We start from the raw sequence: 16,427 nt of genomic DNA on the forward strand, positions 1-16,427 counted from the left end.
TGTCTTATTGGGTACCCCCGTACCCACCCATCCCGTAGCCTTCGCTGCCGAAGTCGTCGGTCGCGGTCTCGGTCTCCGTCGGTGTCGGCGTCGCCGTTTCCGTCTCTGTCGGCGTGGCCGTTTCAGTCGGTGTGGCCGTCTCGGTCTCCGTCGGCGTCGCGGTCTCGGTCTCCGTTTCGGTCGCCTCCCGGAACTCGAACCAGTTGAAGTCGATACCGGACCCGACCGCCTTGACCTGGATGACGTGTTCGCCACCGGAATCGACCGTCACGTCCGGCAGCGTCGCCGTCTCCCAGGCGGTCCAGTCGCCCGTGTTCGGGACGGCCACCGTGCCAACCCGTTCGCCGTCGAGCGACACCCGCAGTTGCCTGTCGTCGCGGGTCGTCGCCACGCGGACGTCGACGTCGTAGGTTCCGGCCGGCACCTCCACGGTGTATTCGAGCCACTCGCCGTCCTCGAAGTAGCCGACGTTGTACTCGCCGGAGACGTCCTGTGTCTGCCGGATGTCCACGTCGGAGTCGCGGTAGTCGAGGTCGTACTCGCTCCCGGCGGTGGTGTCGTGGTACGCCACGCCCTCGCCGCCGAGGTCGTAGTTCTGGGCCTGCACTCGGCCCGGCAGAACCGGGACGCCGTCGTACGGCTGGTTGCCGGCGACGACGAACTCGGCCCAGTTGAAGTCGATGCCGGAGCCGACGGCCTCGACCCGGAGGACCTGCTGTCCGTCGGCGTCGATGGTCACGTCCTCCAGGGTCGCGGTCGTCCACGCCGTCCAGTCGCCCGTGTTGGGGACGTCGACTGTACCGAGCGTCCGCTCGCCGAGCGTGAACCGGAGCTGTCTGTCGTCCCGGGTCGTCGCCACGCGGACCCTGATGTCGTACTGGCCCGGCGAGACGTCGGCGGAGTATTCGAGCCACTCGCCGTCCTCGAAGTAGCCGACGTTGTACTCCCCGGTGCTGTCCTGGGTCTCCCGGATGTCGACGTCGGTGTCGCGGTACCCGGTGTCGTACTCGTTGCCGGCCGTCGTATCGGAGTAGGCGACGCCCTCCCCACCAGTGTCGTAGTTCTGGGCCTGGATACGGCCGGGAATCGTCGCGGCCGTCCCGTTGTACGGGTCTTGTACGTCGACTTTCTCGAATTCGACCCAGTTGAACTCCACGCCGGAATCCAGCGCCTCGACCCGCAGCGTCGATTGCTGTTCGGCCGTTATCTCGACGTCCTCGACCGTGACGGTCTCCCACGAGGTCCAGTCGCCCGTGTTGGGCACGGTGACGGTCGCGAGGGTCCGGTCGCCGAGGGACAGTTCGAGTTGGCCGTCCGAGAGCGCCGACGCCACTCGCAGGCTGATGTCGTACGTCCCCGGCGAGACGTCGGTCGTGTATTCGAGCCACTCCCCGGCCTGGAAGTAGCCGACGTTGTACGTCCCGGACTCGTCCCCGGTCGGTCGGATGTCCACGTCGGTGTCCCGGCTGGCGGACCCGTAGATGTTCCCGGCGGACGTGTCGTGATACGCCTCGCCTTCGCCGCCGATGTCGAAGTTCTGGGCCTGGATACGGCCCGGAATCGACCGGACCGTCCCCTCGTACGGGGACTGGGACTGCGTCGTGGTGCCGGTCGAGAGGGCCAGCGAGTAATCGCCACCGCCCCGACCGACGTCCATGACTTGCAGATAATGTGTCGCGCTGGTAGAGAGTGATTCCGGGAGATACACCGGGGCCGCCGAACTCGCGTACGCCTGTGACACCAGTTCACCGTCGGGGTTGAACACCCCGAGGGCCGCGGGCCCCGTGTCGGGGCCGGGCGTGAACGTGACAGTCACGTCCTCGGTGTCGGGCCGAAACGCGAAGAGATCGGACGAGCCCGGAGACAGCGTCGTCGAGAGCCGAGAACCCACGTCGAGGCTGCTGACCGACTTCGCCACGCTGGCGTCCCCGGCCACCTCCGAAACGTCGACCGCGGCGAGCTGGGACGTCACTGCGGGCTCGCCGCCGTAGCCGAACTGTGCCGCCGAACTGCCCGTGGTAGGACCACCTTTACCGGTACATCCCGCCAGGGCCGCGGTGGCAACACCTGCTAATTTCAGGCACGTGCGGCGGTCTACGACGGTCGCGTCTGTCGGAATCCTGTCCTCCCGCGACACCTCCTCACTGTCGTGCGAGCGATTCTGTTCTTCGTTGGTCACACTCCGGTAATCCCTATTTACTATTTTATTCGTTGTTGCGGGTTAGGTGGCTTTTGAAGTACTTGCCACCCATGCAATCTATCTTGCATATCATTATTAAAAGAAAATTACAAACGAAAATGACAGTAAAACTATCGAACGCCAGCCGATATTGCCGAGCAGGACCAGAAGTAAGAAGGTATTAACAGCAAGATGCGGCAGAGTGTAACGCTGGCGACCTCAGTTCCCGACTCGCTTACCGGGCCTCAGTCGCGTGGTTCCGGTCCGGCGACGACGCGACCTGGGTCTCGAGTCAGTTCACGTAGCCGAGATGCCCGAGTCGCTCGCGGGCGGTCTCTTCGTCCTGTTCGGACGTGTCGGAACCGGCGAGATTCTCAGAAGTGATTTCTGGGCGATCGCCGCGCTCGTATGTCAGCCACGGGACCGTGACCAGCCCGTCGGCGTACACCCCACCCGGGTGTCCATACTCCCTTATCGGCACCGGAAAACTCCGCTCACCGATGACCTGCCCGTGGTCCGCGGTGACGACCGTCTTCCCCGAAAACTCGTCGAAGAGCCGCTCGACCTCGGGCAACACCACGTCGAGGTTCTCCCTGAACGCACGCTCGACGACCTCGTCGGAGACGTCTATTTCCCCGCTGAGGAGCTTGTGCCACTCGAAATTAAGCCTGTCTAGGTCGAAATTTTCCTGTCCAGTCGGCCCGAGGAACGGGTAGTGTGGCTGGAGGTAGTGGACCAGCAGTCGCTTGTTGGGGTACCGCTCTTTCGCCTGTATCGCGGCTTCGGTCATCGTTTCTGGGAGGACCGTCCGGTACTCCTCGTCCCAGCCGTCCTCCCTCCACACGTCGACGATGTCGTGAAACCGCGTCTCTACCCTGTCTCGATGCCTGTGCAACATCGGGCTTCCCGTTACGTACACCGTATCGAGGAACTTGCGCCCGTGAAAGTTCGCTTTGAGGAATTCCTTTGTGTCGGAGGCCCTCGATTCTACTGACTCCAGTGTCCCGGGAAGCGAGCTCTGCTGCTTGAACATGTCGTAGCGACACGCATCCAGAATGAGGAGGTGGTCCCAGTCCCTAGCAAAGACGTCGATGCCGTCGCGGTTGTACGGCCACGTCCGGAGTCGGCGATAGTAGAGGCGGTTGACCTCCTGGAAAATCTTGTGTGGTTCATCGAGGCCATGTTTCAAAGACTCCAGCGTGTACATCCCTGACTGGTGGGACCGCTGTCGGACGTATTGTTATACCGTCTAAAACCGGCCCACTTTGCTACTGTAATCCCGGGCCCGCTCCCAATCCGAATGCGATAGGCCGCCCCCGACTCGTCCTCGCTGTGCAGTGTCCACGACCCGGGGGTGACGCCGAACGCTCCTGTGATTACCCGGTCGGGTCTTCGATGTCAACCCGGCACCGACGCTGTAGCGACTCTTCTTCCTTTGCCAGACACGACAACGAGATGATGGTGTCTCTGTTCAGGAGAGATGTTTGAAACGAAATGTGGTCGCCCACTGTAACTCCGTTGTACAGCGTTCTTGACGCCCGGTACTCTACCGATCCGGTCCGGCTGAACATGTTGATAGTACCGTCAGCGTGGTCGACTGTGACTTGGAATTGTACAGAGTCGTATGTTTCCCGCAGCGAAGTTGCGACCGCTGTCGAGATCTCCCCGGGTGATTGCCCAAGTTGGCCCTCGTGCTTTGACGAAACGGTTGTCTCGTCATTGTCAATGGAGGCGATTTCAGTCGTCTCCCCCTCTGCAATGCCGACGAACCGCTTTTGAACGATCTCACCTTGATTAACGAGCAACAGCTGATCTAACCAGCGCCCACCCTGTAAGAACGGGAGGACACCAGCAAGTACTGTTCGACGCTTCATCGCGCTTTACCTTTCCGTTCGCCGAGCCAATTGATCTGGATTACCTGTTTCATTTTGATCACGCCAACGTATCGAATATGGATTCGAGGTTCTGCTTGACTTCCCAATTGAAACTAAACATGAGAGCCAGAGCCAGGGCCACATAGACTCCGATACCGACCAGAACCATCAGAATAAACTCCAATACCGGCGCGTTGAGAGTCACTGTCTGATAGACGTAGGTCACCGCAGCTGCCATCCCGAGACTTGCTGCCAGTGGATACGAGACCTCCCTGAGCACTCGAACCGGAGACGCCTCAATTGTCCGGGAAATAAGATAGGTGTCTATCGGCATCATCGGGAAGATGTAGATGCCCGTAATGAGGGCCGCGGTCCCCTCGATTCCGTACATCATCGTGGCTGGATAGATGAATATCGCAATGAGAGTCACACGTACAGCGGAGAGTTTAGCAATATAGTCTGGCCGTCCGACCGCTTTCCAGACTGGCCCCATCGTCGCACCCATCGAACGCAGTAGCCCATAGATAGCTAGCAACTGCATTACGGGGACCATCGGCCGCCACTCTGGAGTGAAGAATGCTTCGACGAATGCGGGTGCGACCGCCGCGATACCCATAGCTGCTGGGAACGAGGCCAGAGTGGTCATCCTGAGCGTCTGGAGATATCCGGATCGGAGCTTATCGACATCGTTCTGGACCTTCGAATATGCCGAAAACGTCACACTGGAAATTGTCTGTGTGATTTCGGTCGCCGGTGCGTTCGAGAGCCGGTAGGCAAGCTGATAAAACCCTAGTGCACTCGCCATGAGCGCCCAGCCGACAAATGCATCATCCCCTCTACTGTACAGGAAATAGAGGATCGAGTTGGCTGTAACCCACTTCCCGAAACTGTACCGCTTTTTCGCAACACCGAGGTCAAACGACGGCCATGGCCGGTATCCGTCTGCGATATACGAGACGAGAAACCGGGCGGCATCGCCGGCGATGAATCCGATTGCCAGTGCATAGACGGTTGGATCATACAGAGCTATACCCACGGTGACGACGAAGTATGCCACCGCACCGCTGACTCTGTAGACGAACTCTTTGTGGAAATCTAGACTCTTCTGAAAATAGACGACAGCAGGGTTTTGTAACCCAACAATAAACGGCGAAAGGGCGATGACCCGAAATAGGTCGGTCGCCGCAGGTTGGTTAAATAACGAAGCTATAAACGGTGCCCCAAGGAACAGGATTACGCCAATTACCGTCCCTCTCGCTGTCTCAATTGTCCAAGCCGTGTTGAGTTCGTCGTCGACATTGTCCTCCTCGGCCTGTATCAGAGCAGACTTGATGCCCAACTCCGAGAATTTCTTGAGTGAGGATAGCGTCAACAGCGCGATTCCCATCAACCCGAATGCACGTGGGGACAACAGTGAAGCGACGATGACTAGCAACAGCAACTCTAACCCCCGTTCAGTGACGTTCATGACGCCGACCCAAACGCCACTTTTGACAGCCTGTTCCATGACATCGTCACTGGCAGGGAGCAGTCGCTTTATCAGCCGTTTTAGTTTATCTAGCATCGTCGTCCAAACTCCTCGTCACGTCTGTGTCGAGCCACTCTGCTAAACTGAAATGTGTTCTGCCGACGTAATACTCTATATTGCTGTGCCTGCATAGACTCTCCGTTGCTACACACTTTGGATACCCTCTGTTTGTTATGAACGGGATAACTGCGACACCGCTGAACTATCAGGGCGTCTCCTGACGACCCCCTCTTGGTTGCAACTGGTCGAGTGTACTGGGGTTTACTGATTGTCAGCGGTGAGGACTTGTCCACTTTCAACCATCGACTCCAGCGGGTTATCGTCGATTTCCAGCGGGAAATCGACTCGCCCACACCGGCGAGCGGATTCCCAGCACCCGAATATCAGCTCTGTTGCCTGCAGTGCATTGTCTGCTGAAAGCTCGGGTTCACGGCCTGTGGCAAGTGCGTCGACGGTGTCCGCAATGGCACGGTCGATATAGGTTTCGGGTCTTGTGTTCTCTACAGTGACTCCCGGTATTCGAGCGCTGAGCTTCTGTTTTGCAGCGTCGAATATTGTTTCGTTGGGCCCATGCACATCCTCTCCATCAGTGTCGATTGTTGCCCAGCTTTTCCCGGTCCGGAGCCGTAGGGGAACCTCGCCGCCGATTTCTATTACTCCGTCTGTACCAAGCAGTCGCATATGACAGTCGACAATGCCACCGTCCCCTGTCGATGCAAGCCCGTTGACACCGTTTGTATACCGCCATTGCGCGATGGCCTGATTCTCGTTGTGGGCCCCGAACTGTACGTTTTCCTCGCTGTATTCGATCCCAGCCATCACCCACTTCGACATTGCTTGATCAGTGAAATACCCACAGAGGTCAAACAGGTGTGACCCGTAGTCGAACAGATTTTTTCCACCAAGTTCAATTCGCTCTAATGAGCCTATCTTTCCGTTTTCAAGCAGCGACTTGGCCTTCCGGAAGGGCTTCCCGAATCGCCGTTGATGATTGAACGTGAGTTGGATGCCGGCCCGCTTACAGGCCGACACCATTGTCTGACAGTCCTCCCATCTCGTTGCCATCGGCTTTTCGCAGTGGATCGCGTCCATTACCCCGCTATCAGCACACGTCATCACGACAGGTGCATGGATATGGGGCGGAACACAGACACTGACGATGTCGGGTTCGACAGCAGCGAGCATCTTTTCAGTATCTGTGTAGATGTTTCCGTCTGGGAGATTCCATCGTTCACCGAAGTTCTTGGCATTTTCCGGGACGACGTCGGCACATGCGGTAATTTCACACGAACCTAGCCGCCTGTACGCGCCTGCATGTCTGTATGCCATTGCGAACCCGTCGGTATCCGGGTCGTCCGGATCTGCGCCAGTCCCAATGACTGCGACAGTGTACGTCATCGGTTGAGAGTGGGACAGTAGCCCCAATAGTAGTAACCTCGTACTGCTAACTCTGGCAGTCTGCAACAACCGGCCGCTCTCTTAATACGACTGGGTCCATATCTGAAACTCTGTATCAGTACGCACCCATCTCATGGGGTTTTGGAACACGCACGGTGTGGTTATATGACTACTAACTCGGACTTGTCGGACTCCCAATCAGAACACTCATATCAGCAACTACGTAGATGTTCGGTCGTGACTTGATTCTCCCTTCTCGAGTACACATACGACGACAGCCACAAGTCGGCGTTTACTTTCTGTGCCCTCTATATACGTGGTAGCTAGGCCCATGTCCAAACCACATGGCGATCAACAGCAGGATATGCTACAGCATGACTGACAGTATGGCCTGTTTACTAAAACGCGCCCCGTCATTGGATTCCTGATAGCGATGGATCAAAATAGCCGCCGACATAGCGTAGCTACAGGAGCAAGAAGGACTATTCCACGGTACTGATGCCTTCAGATGATGAGACCAAGACCATGGAGTCGGAGCAGGCCACCCGGCGGACCGTTCTTGCCCTCGTCGCGACTGGTCTCTCGTTTATCGCTGCAGTGCTTGTGAAGCGAGAGCTATTCTATCGTGGATACGGTGAGGATGGATATGGTGAACATGGCTTCGGCGAGTGACTAACACAGAATCTCCTCCGACTTTGTCCACGGATAGAATCGCTGCAGTAGCTGTCAGGTTGCCCCAATCCAGCACTGACGGAATCAGTCTAAGATTATTCTGACGGGTCTGCGGACTGGGAAGGCCGATCAATCTCTGGTACCTCGCCCCTATCCGCTTCTTGCTGGGGGTGACTAAGGAACCCTCGAAGACGCCCGGCTGTCTTCGCAACGGTACTCCCCGCCTCTACCACGGTAGCTGTTGGCGTTATTCTGATGTAATTCAGTGGGTCAAATGCTTCACAGGAAATGTTCTTTAGTTGATCAGCTCGCGAGATGTTACACTTTGACCAGTAGTATGGACTCTTCGTTTCGAGTTTATACTGCTTCCGCCAGTATTCGGTAATAGAAGACGCGTACGGATGATCGACAATGAGTTCGGGATCGTAGAGAATATCAAACTTGCTGCTGACTCGCCTGGCAAGTTCTTTTTCTTCGTGACCCCACCCCATCTGCTCGTCCCATCCACCGACGGTCCTGAATACGTCCCTGTGAACGCCCATGTTACACCCCCAGAAGTGTCTGACGTAGCACGCATCGTCTCCCCAATCGTAATGACCGGTGAAATGTCGGGCAAATACGTCATCTGCTGGGTGAACGGTTCGACCGGCGTAGGCCGCCTCTGTTTCGAGGACTTCGTTGGCTTTTCGAAGATATCCCGGTCGAACTCGTGAATCATCATCGAGAAACACGATTTTGTCGCTTGAGGCACGTCTGATCCCTTCATTCCGTGCTCTGGTTACTGGGCTCTCATCGCAGACGATAACCTCGAAGTCGTCGAATGCCTGTTGCTCGAGGCACTGAATTGCTTCAATCTCATCCCGCGGCTTCAGTGTCGCGATGACAACGCTGACCGATACCATGTAATCCTTCTATGAAGTTGATATCGCCTTCAATATATTAGTATAGCCTACCTGTCACTATTAGGCACAACATTCGTGAGTTTGGCCTACGCCGGCATGGTTGCAATAACTGCCTGTACCCACGATACAACCCCGTAAACAAACACCACAAACCCACTCATGGAAACCCAGCGCAGTCGCCTGTGATTCTTCGGCCTAGGGCCGTCTGGTTTACTGAGCTCAACTGCAAAGAGAAACCCCGCATAGCTGAGCAAGTAATACAATAACGGGTTCCACCGACCAATAAACATCATACCTCCCAGCGTCGTCGATAGCCAGACGACGAACACACCCACAAACTGTCGGACCCAGCTAGCGCACATAGCTACGCTAATATACCCCTCCTGTTTTGTTATACTACTGCTAGCGCGTGCTGTTGGCCGATAATCTGAACGGTGCTTCCAGTAGCAGTTCCCGTATGAATAGCTGTGGTGTACGATGTTCTAGCTTGGGCACTACTGAGAAGCCACAGAAATTGGATCATTGAATTTGGCGCCCGAAAACAATGAGTCGAATCACATATAATTCGCCATCGGCTCACCGGGACCAACACAACGGTGATTTGGGAGCGCTTTAGAGGCGGACTATTGTTGGATATTCCCGCCGCTAGTGGGCGGCGCGGCTGCTTCCTTTGAAAGACGCTGTTCTGCAGCATCTCTGTCTTCAGGATATCCAACGTCGATACGCCATCCGTTAAGACGAACGGCGTCGATGGTTCTTCCGCTGTCCATCAGTAAATCAATGGCATCGCTGAGTTCGTACTCGCCCCGATCAGAGGGCTGAACCAGGCGACATGCTTTGAATATTGCTGGAGAAAACGTGTAAAAGCCGGTCATGACCAGATTAGATGGAGGGTCGTCCGGCTTTTCTACCACATCGGTTATCTCACCGTATTTATTCGTCACGCAAACGCCATACCGAGATGCCTCGCCCTCCGGGACCTCTTCTACCAGAAATGCGCAGTCGACGCGTTGCTCTCGTTGTCGTTGCACGACTGTGTCGAGGTTTCCTCGAAACACATTGTCTCCCAGCATCAGCATAAAATCCTTCTCAATTTCCTGTTCGGCCTGTAATAAAGCGTGTGCTAGCCCAGCAGGCTCCTCCTGATGAACATACGTTATCGGGACACCATCGTACGAGTTCCCGTAGTAGTCGATAATCTGCTCTTGGCGATATCCGACGACGATAACAAACTCGTCCGCATCAAGTGAAACGAGTTCGTCAAGACAGTGTGTCAAAAGCGGCTCTCCGTTTACCTTGACTAACGCTTTTGGAAGGTTATCAGTCAGTGGCTGGAGTCGTGTTCCCCTCCCAGCTGCGAGGACTACTGCTTTCATCACTCACACGCTTTCCCAGGTGCCACATTGTAATGCTGCTACTAATCAGAGCTTATCACATGTAAGCAAACCGCACATCCTTTCGGTCACCAGCGCCGTTCAGCTATCGGCGTAGATCTCGAAGTGAGTCCGAATGAATAACAATGAACTCTTCTTCACCAAGTTGTGACTCGTGCTCTGGCAAAAATATCAACTGTGAATCTGTGGAAGATTTGACAACAGTGAGTTCTTCCATCTCGTAACCTAGGTCCGATTCCCAGTCCGGGTCTGTTGCTACGTCCTCCCACTCCTCTGAGGTCATCATTCAGTCGCTACTCCATTCAAATGTCCTGATATTGACAAACTCAAACACTTGTGTGTCAACCGCGAATCCTGACTCCGGTCCAGTAGTCCTGATCTCATATTAAGACGATATTTATACTCTCTCTCTACCGCGCTGACATCGAGCATATCTCGGAAAGGTGTAATTACTATATTAAAGATTGCGTCTCTATACACGGCATTCTTATGTAAATTACAACCCAGTTACTTACCAGCCTATCCTGCGACTTCGCACTCAACAAAACTCATAATCCCAGGAAGTAAGATCAAATTACTTCGCTATTCGCTAGGTTTGGACTGTGGATGACACTGTTCTGTGACGTATGTGGATACTGAACTTAGCCACAGGATCACTCAAACTTCTCTGTACATCCATACCAATAGTTCTGTATCTACGGGTCCTAATTGACAATCTCATGCGGGCTATTTTAACTGTAATCGTTACGCCTGAATCTCCAAACCAACAACGTCCTCTCAAATACTGTCAGTGGGTGCCTTCGTTGGCTTTGGCACTTAATCAATCTGAGCAGCTACTGTCGCTCTAGTACGTCGTGGTGGTAAGCTCAGCTATGCCAGAATAACACAACTATAACAATACATCCTTGCGTGTAAGAGTCTAACGGAGAGGGCAGCTACCCGACATCCACAACACCGGCCCAATCCTTACCACCCCCCTCAGGGACGCTCGTGCCCTGTATAGTCGCTGTCGACTCGGATCGCTCTCTCCACTTTGACAGTGAGCTGGAGCGGCTTCGTTCACACCGCCTTTCCGGCTCACTCCGGTCTTAGCTCCTTAGCTATGCCTACTGGCGTCAGACACTTTGCTATGGCTTCGCCGACCCCACGAAGAATTGTTGAGTCACTACCGTCCTCTTCAAATTAAAATCAAGTCATGAGAAAGTCACTGATATCTACCAGACCAGGCGCGGCTGACACCCGAAATCGTAACTGACGAACAGATATTATAGCCTTACTAATATATGTATGACCACTCCCCCAGCCAACGTCTGGACAAGCGCTCACAGTATCACAAAATTCAGACACTTATAACGAAATCCCGAAAGCCCGATGCAAATATGCTCTGGACATCGACAACTGACAACCGTCTAGAAGAAGCTGACTACCTCAAATATGAACTCAATTACTAAACTGTAACAGTTACAGGTAGCGGTGTATGCCGGAACATATCTCCGACAGCGAAATGGAACGGATCTCGGAATTCGCGAGCACTCCGATGTACAAACGGTCGCCTGATCAGTTACTGCCGGACAGTGCGGCCGACGACGAAGAATAACACACCCTTGGGGGGTGTCTTTTTGATCAGCCTACAGTTCCGTTCACGGCTCACCGATGTCGAAGGTTTTATCCTTTTTTCTTCGGCGCATGGAGACCGCGTGAGCAATAGAAAGCACGAGAAATGAACTGATGACGACTAGTCCGATGACTAACGGATTAACGGCACTGAGCAGAGGCACACCGACGATCGCTGCTATAACCAAAACGGCATTCAAGAAAGCTACAGCGCCATAGTACTGATACCACTTTGACTCGTCATCGCCATTGCTGATGAACGGTTCAACTTCCGGCGCATCCTCTCGAAGAGCTATCTCACCCGTATCGGCGTCATAAGTTATTAGCCCTGCCTCTTGCAGCTTCGGAGCATGGGTCTGATACAGCGAAACGTACACCCGCTTTCGGGCCTGCGAGGAGAGTTCTTCAACGGTTGTATCGTTTTCCCACGCGGCCAATTCCTCAGCTAAATCGGTCAGCTGTACTGGTTCCATCTGTTGGCGCAGATAATAAAGTGTGTATCGACGCCTAGAACTGCTGAGGATATCGAACATTTGGTCGCGCGAGAGCTCTTGTTCTTCTTCTGCCATCGGTGCACTCATGACCTCTCTTGCTGCATTGGTTTATGTTCAGGCCGCGAGAGCGACATATATACACGAAACCCGGGGTACCGTTTTGTTACACCCCCGTTACCCTCTAATTCCTCAGTAAGAAATAGCTACTTGTATGACGTACTAGAATTCTGTCCGTCACTGACTGGCCACAGTCAGCATATAATCTCTGTACCTGTGATGTGGACGTATTCGCTATACTACACGCCGCAATCACAAAAATTGAGTATAGATAACATGTAAGTATGAAGGCGAAAGCGCCGTACGGTAAGTTTGTGCTCGGTTGAGACACCCCTCTGATTCACACTACCAGACCCTGGATCTGCTTCTATTAATACATATATAAGTATTAGAACTGTACTATCAGATTCTACCGAGAGCAGACAGAAATTACGTAGTATCCTATTAATAATATATCGGGGATATACGACACTGGTTATGTACTCGCTGAAGGAACAGTAGGAAGTTGCCAGCCAGCTACGTGGGCGTGATCTCGATTGTCTCGCTGTCTCGGATCCGAACGGTGTACCCACTGTATGTGAAACTGATCTGTATATCGTCGTTGGACCGCCCTGTGACGAGCGCGTCGAGGGCATCCGGGTCGATCTGATTATATAACGGCGGGAGGCTCGTTTCTGTGACGGATTCTTTGGCTGCTATCGCGGTCACAATCGCTTCACTCGGTGATTCGTACTGGTTTGCCCAGAAGACAGTTTCTGTCTCGTTCCACTCCAGACTCATTATTCCTTGTATGGACGTGCTACCGTATCAGGATATACTCTATCAGACTAGCAAACTGAAATTACAGACGCTAACTATCTAGATGCTGGGTCGTTCCACCCTCGCTAAACAATTGTTCGAGTAGTTTCCGGACAGCGACCCGAAGATGATGGCTAAACGTTGGTTGTGATATATCGAGTGTATCGGCGATCTCCTGTCCGGTCTTGTCTCGGGGAGATTGATAGAACCCGCTATAGTAGGCTGCAAGCAGGACCTCGAACTGTCGGGTGGTTAGCTGTGCCGTCAGCTCCGAGTGGAATGACTCGCGGGTCTGGACACCACGTTCCCGCTTGTGACGGCTCACGAGCTCGATATCTGGACACGAACGCCGTAATTCGGCTATGAGCTGGCGAATATCGACAGTCTGTGGGACCTCAAGCTGTATCTCTAGCGTCTCACCGTCGGACCGGAGTAACTGCGGGGCCCCTCCCTGCTCGGCGACTGTCAGTGCAAGCTGTGTTCCCGATACTGCCGCCTCGAACAACCTCGTGTCTTCTGTATCAGTCAAACACTCTAATCGCTCAAGTCGGGGGAGGGTGTCCAAACACGCTTGTAAGTCATCGGGGGAAGCGTCAGTGCTGAAAAACACGATACAGCTGGTCTCTCCCTGTGGAACGATACCCTCGAATGTGACCTCTGCATCGGCGATGCCCGCGATCCGATGAATGATATCGTCGGACTCCGTTGCTTCCAACTGGAGTTCGACGGCCCGATCTGCGACGAGCCCTTGCTTCGTTTCAATACTATTAATGGCGTATCCGACGGTCTCACTCACCTCTTCGAGTACCGACTGTGTCGGCAGATCGAAAGTGTCCGGCGTTTTCGCGTATACGGTCAGGATGCCGTAGGAGAGTTGCTGATAGCTAAGTGGAATACTGACGACTGACTGGAACCCTCGTTCCAGTAGCCGTCGTTGCCACCCTTTGCCCCTGAGGCCGTCCGCGATGTTGTTGTTCAGCGTCTGTTCGTTAGTCCGGGCTGTCTGGACTGCTGGTGGAGGCGGCGTCTCATTCGAGGGCGTGCGGGATTCTTGCAAAAAACCACGGTCGGTTCCTGCCCACGTCCGTGGTGTGACTCGATCGTTATCGGATTCGTATTCGCCGATCCAGGCAAACGAACAGATGTCTGACGCGACCAACTGATCACACACCGCTTGCTCTATTTCGGAGCGACTGTCTGCCCTGAGCACTCGCTCGTGAATTTTCTGGCTTAGCTCCGTCAACCGATTCATCTGCTCAAGCTGAACCGTCTGTTGCTCAAGATCGCGCTGCCTGTCCTCGAGTTCCGTCTCGTAGGTTAGCCTATCGAACGCCGTTCGAATCGTCGCCCCGAGGAGCTCTGTAATCCGGTGCGTCTGGGTATCGAACACGCCGCCGGTGGTGTCACCTGCCCGAATGACGCCGTGGTCCCCCAGCGGGACGAACACGGCTTTCCCGTCAGCTATGGCCTGTTCATTCGCATCACCGGTCGACTCCTCGTCACGTACTATCGTTTCTTCGGCGAAAAAGGCCGAACTCACAGGGCTATCGTCGTCCGCCGGAATCGCTCTGTGCCCTTCGGTATCCGTGGCCGCAAGCGGGCGGAAAGCGTTCGTATCGCTGTCGAACGTATACAGCACAACCTCGGGGAGCCCGATGATATCGCGCGCCCGGGAGACGACGATCTTCGCGGCTTCCTCTTCCGATGTCACACCCAAGAGGTCCGTTGCCGTTTCGTACAACTGCGTAAAGCCCATCTCCGCCCGCTGTGTCTGTAGTTCGTTTCCGACCCACTTGCTCAGCAGGTCTACGAGTGTCACGTCCCAGTCTGAGAACCCAGTTCCGCTGCCCCCAGATCCGTAGAAACAGAGCGTCCCGTAGATACTCTCGCCAACAGTGAGTGGCGTCCCGAGGTACCGATTGACTTCGCCGTCCCATATGTGGTCTCGACCACTGCCGCCACATTCGGCATTGACATCTGTCATCACGACCGTCTCTTCTCTCGTAATAACCTTCGCACAGGGCGTTTCTGACAACGGAATGGTCCCTCCCGAAAAGATCGTTTCGTCAGGTGTCTGAAGTACTTCGAAACCGTATTCCATCCCATTGATCTGCGACAGCGTCGCATACTCGGTTCCCAGTACGCTGCGGCCCACTTGCATGAGTTCAGCTATCTGTTCTCGTAGCGCCCCTTCTCGCGTGGTGAACACTTCGGTAATCGTCCGCAGGACCTCTTCGCGCATTTCGAGCTCGGCACGCGTGGCTGTTGAATGGAGCCCGTCAGCGACGATTTCCGCAAGCTCTGACAGCACAGTCTGCTCCGCCTCGTCAAAAGCGTATGGTGTGTCCGCGTATATCGAAATGACACTCGGCACTGATCCCGTGTACTGGATCGGGAGGACGATCATCGATCGGAAACCGTACTCCGATGCGAGCTCGCGCCAGGGCTGGCCCGACGATTCGACCCGGATGTCGGACATCACCTGATGTTCGCCGGTTTCGATAGCGTGGCCGAACGGCCCGTCGTCGAACGCCGAGCGGCCGTATTTAGAGAGCATTGCTTCGACGTATTCGAAGGCGTCCCCACCGCCCGCAGTGGGGACGATATCACCCGATTCGTCCTTCTCGCCAATCCAGGCGAACTGGTAGGCGTCCGAACTGGTAAGAATCTCACAGACGGCTTCTTTGATTTCCTCTGCTGTAGAGGCCCGTAGTACCTGCCGATTAATCTCCCGGAACAGTGAGTTAATCCGTGATAGCCGCGCAGTTTCTCGGCGGAACCGGTATGACTCGACCGCGTTCTCGATTCTGTTCGTGAGCACTGCGTATTGCTCCGGACCGCCACCTTTGACGAAGTAATCAGTGACGCCAGCGGAAACCGCTTCGCTGGCGAGTTTCTCGCTCCCTTGGCCTGTCAACAGAATAAACGGGAGGTCTCCGTTAGACTGTCGCACCGTCTCTACGAACTCAATCCCGTCAGTCTCGGGCATCTCGTAGTCACTGACGATGCAGTCGATCGACTCGGAATCGAAGTAGCTGAGTGCATCCTCGACACTTGCGGCCTCGATGACATCGATACGGTCGTTTTCGTGTTCCAGCAGCTCCGCTGTCGTCCGCCGGAACTCCCCGTAGTCATCGACTAACAGTACCTTGATTCTCGAAGCGACCGTCCCACTGTCCGCTGATGCCGGCCCGGTTTCACCGGCCAACTTCCGCATACTACATCAATTACGAGACAGAGGGTATAAACGTTTGACTTGGTTACAACGCCGCCATGATTCTACGTCTGCTAGCAGCTGTCTCTCTTGGAAAAGTCGGCTCCTGACAAGCAAGTGAACAGTTCTTATCGTTTAGAATGTGTATGGATACGACAACTTTCGCACCAGTGGCTCTAGTTGACCTCTCCTCTCAGACCGGTCTCTGTCTGGAAATCTTGGAAGACTCAAAGTACCCTTTCATTATCCATTTCCGGTGAGTGGTGGTCTGTCTTCAATACAGCCTTTCTGCGGAAGGTGACT

12 protein-coding genes are annotated in these 16,427 nt (G+C 54.7%); all 12 read right to left on the bottom strand.

Annotated elements, in window-relative coordinates; genetic code table 11:
* Nucleotides 1–4: 4 nt before the first annotated feature.
* Nucleotides 5–2,179 (bottom strand): carbohydrate-binding protein, encoded by a 2,175-nt coding sequence (locus tag BVU17_16125; protein ID AUG49106.1) that lies wholly within the window; start codon nucleotides 2,177–2,179, stop codon nucleotides 5–7.
* 292 nt (nucleotides 2,180–2,471) lie between these two features.
* Nucleotides 2,472–3,386, bottom strand: a complete 915-nt coding sequence (locus BVU17_16130; GenBank protein AUG49107.1) for a hypothetical protein — start codon at nucleotides 3,384–3,386, stop codon at nucleotides 2,472–2,474.
* Between the two features lie 169 nt (nucleotides 3,387–3,555).
* Entirely contained in the window at nucleotides 3,556–4,053 is a 498-nt protein-coding gene (locus BVU17_16135; protein AUG49108.1) for a hypothetical protein, read from the bottom strand.
* Nucleotides 4,054–4,111: 58 nt separating this feature from the next.
* Nucleotides 4,112–5,617 carry a lipopolysaccharide biosynthesis protein gene (locus BVU17_16140; GenBank protein ID AUG49109.1) on the bottom strand — a complete coding sequence of 502 codons (1,506 nt, stop codon included), beginning with the start codon at nucleotides 5,615–5,617 and terminating at the stop codon, nucleotides 4,112–4,114.
* Nucleotides 5,618–5,842: 225 nt separating this feature from the next.
* Nucleotides 5,843–6,979 (bottom strand): glucose-fructose oxidoreductase, encoded by a 1,137-nt coding sequence (locus BVU17_16145; GenBank protein ID AUG49110.1) that lies wholly within the window; start codon nucleotides 6,977–6,979, stop codon nucleotides 5,843–5,845.
* A gap of 767 nt (nucleotides 6,980–7,746) precedes the next feature.
* Nucleotides 7,747–8,553 carry a family 2 glycosyl transferase gene (locus BVU17_16150; GenBank protein AUG49111.1) on the bottom strand — a complete coding sequence of 269 codons (807 nt, stop codon included), beginning with the start codon at nucleotides 8,551–8,553 and terminating at the stop codon, nucleotides 7,747–7,749.
* Nucleotides 8,554–8,639: 86 nt separating this feature from the next.
* Nucleotides 8,640–8,915 (bottom strand): hypothetical protein, encoded by a 276-nt coding sequence (locus tag BVU17_16155; protein ID AUG49112.1) that lies wholly within the window; start codon nucleotides 8,913–8,915, stop codon nucleotides 8,640–8,642.
* Nucleotides 8,916–9,176: 261 nt separating this feature from the next.
* The gene (locus tag BVU17_16160; GenBank protein AUG49113.1) at nucleotides 9,177–9,929 is read right to left on the bottom strand and encodes a UTP--glucose-1-phosphate uridylyltransferase; all 753 of its coding nucleotides are present in this window, start codon (nucleotides 9,927–9,929) and stop codon (nucleotides 9,177–9,179) included.
* A 103-nt stretch (nucleotides 9,930–10,032) separates the two neighbouring features.
* Nucleotides 10,033–10,230, bottom strand: coding sequence for a hypothetical protein (locus BVU17_16165; GenBank protein AUG49366.1), 198 nt, complete (start codon nucleotides 10,228–10,230; stop codon nucleotides 10,033–10,035).
* A gap of 1,357 nt (nucleotides 10,231–11,587) precedes the next feature.
* Nucleotides 11,588–12,130 carry a hypothetical protein gene (locus tag BVU17_16170; GenBank protein AUG49114.1) on the bottom strand — a complete coding sequence of 181 codons (543 nt, stop codon included), beginning with the start codon at nucleotides 12,128–12,130 and terminating at the stop codon, nucleotides 11,588–11,590.
* A 498-nt stretch (nucleotides 12,131–12,628) separates the two neighbouring features.
* A complete protein-coding gene (locus tag BVU17_16175; GenBank protein AUG49115.1) occupies nucleotides 12,629–12,892 on the bottom strand; it encodes a hypothetical protein in 264 nt (87 codons plus the stop codon).
* Between the two features lie 70 nt (nucleotides 12,893–12,962).
* Nucleotides 12,963–16,127 (bottom strand): bacterio-opsin activator, encoded by a 3,165-nt coding sequence (locus BVU17_16180; GenBank protein AUG49116.1) that lies wholly within the window; start codon nucleotides 16,125–16,127, stop codon nucleotides 12,963–12,965.
* Between the last annotated feature and the right edge of the window lie 300 nt (nucleotides 16,128–16,427).

Origin of the sequence: Haloarcula taiwanensis (assembly GCA_002844335.1) — an archaeon.
Lineage (GTDB): Archaea > Halobacteriota > Halobacteria > Halobacteriales > Haloarculaceae > Haloarcula > Haloarcula taiwanensis.

Coding starts and splice junctions, on each gene's coding strand:
- BVU17_16150 (AUG49111.1), bottom strand. CDS start 8,553: ATGGTATCGGTCAGCGTTGTCATCGCGACACTGAAGCCGCGGGATGAG.
- BVU17_16175 (AUG49115.1), bottom strand. CDS start 12,892: ATGAGTCTGGAGTGGAACGAGACAGAAACTGTCTTCTGGGCAAACCAG.
- BVU17_16170 (AUG49114.1), bottom strand. CDS start 12,130: ATGGCAGAAGAAGAACAAGAGCTCTCGCGCGACCAAATGTTCGATATC.
- BVU17_16155 (AUG49112.1), bottom strand. CDS start 8,915: ATGTGCGCTAGCTGGGTCCGACAGTTTGTGGGTGTGTTCGTCGTCTGG.
- BVU17_16180 (AUG49116.1), bottom strand. CDS start 16,127: ATGCGGAAGTTGGCCGGTGAAACCGGGCCGGCATCAGCGGACAGTGGG.
- BVU17_16160 (AUG49113.1), bottom strand. CDS start 9,929: ATGAAAGCAGTAGTCCTCGCAGCTGGGAGGGGAACACGACTCCAGCCA.
- BVU17_16165 (AUG49366.1), bottom strand. CDS start 10,230: ATGACCTCAGAGGAGTGGGAGGACGTAGCAACAGACCCGGACTGGGAA.
- BVU17_16135 (AUG49108.1), bottom strand. CDS start 4,053: ATGAAGCGTCGAACAGTACTTGCTGGTGTCCTCCCGTTCTTACAGGGT.
- BVU17_16145 (AUG49110.1), bottom strand. CDS start 6,979: ATGACGTACACTGTCGCAGTCATTGGGACTGGCGCAGATCCGGACGAC.
- BVU17_16130 (AUG49107.1), bottom strand. CDS start 3,386: ATGTACACGCTGGAGTCTTTGAAACATGGCCTCGATGAACCACACAAG.
- BVU17_16140 (AUG49109.1), bottom strand. CDS start 5,617: ATGCTAGATAAACTAAAACGGCTGATAAAGCGACTGCTCCCTGCCAGT.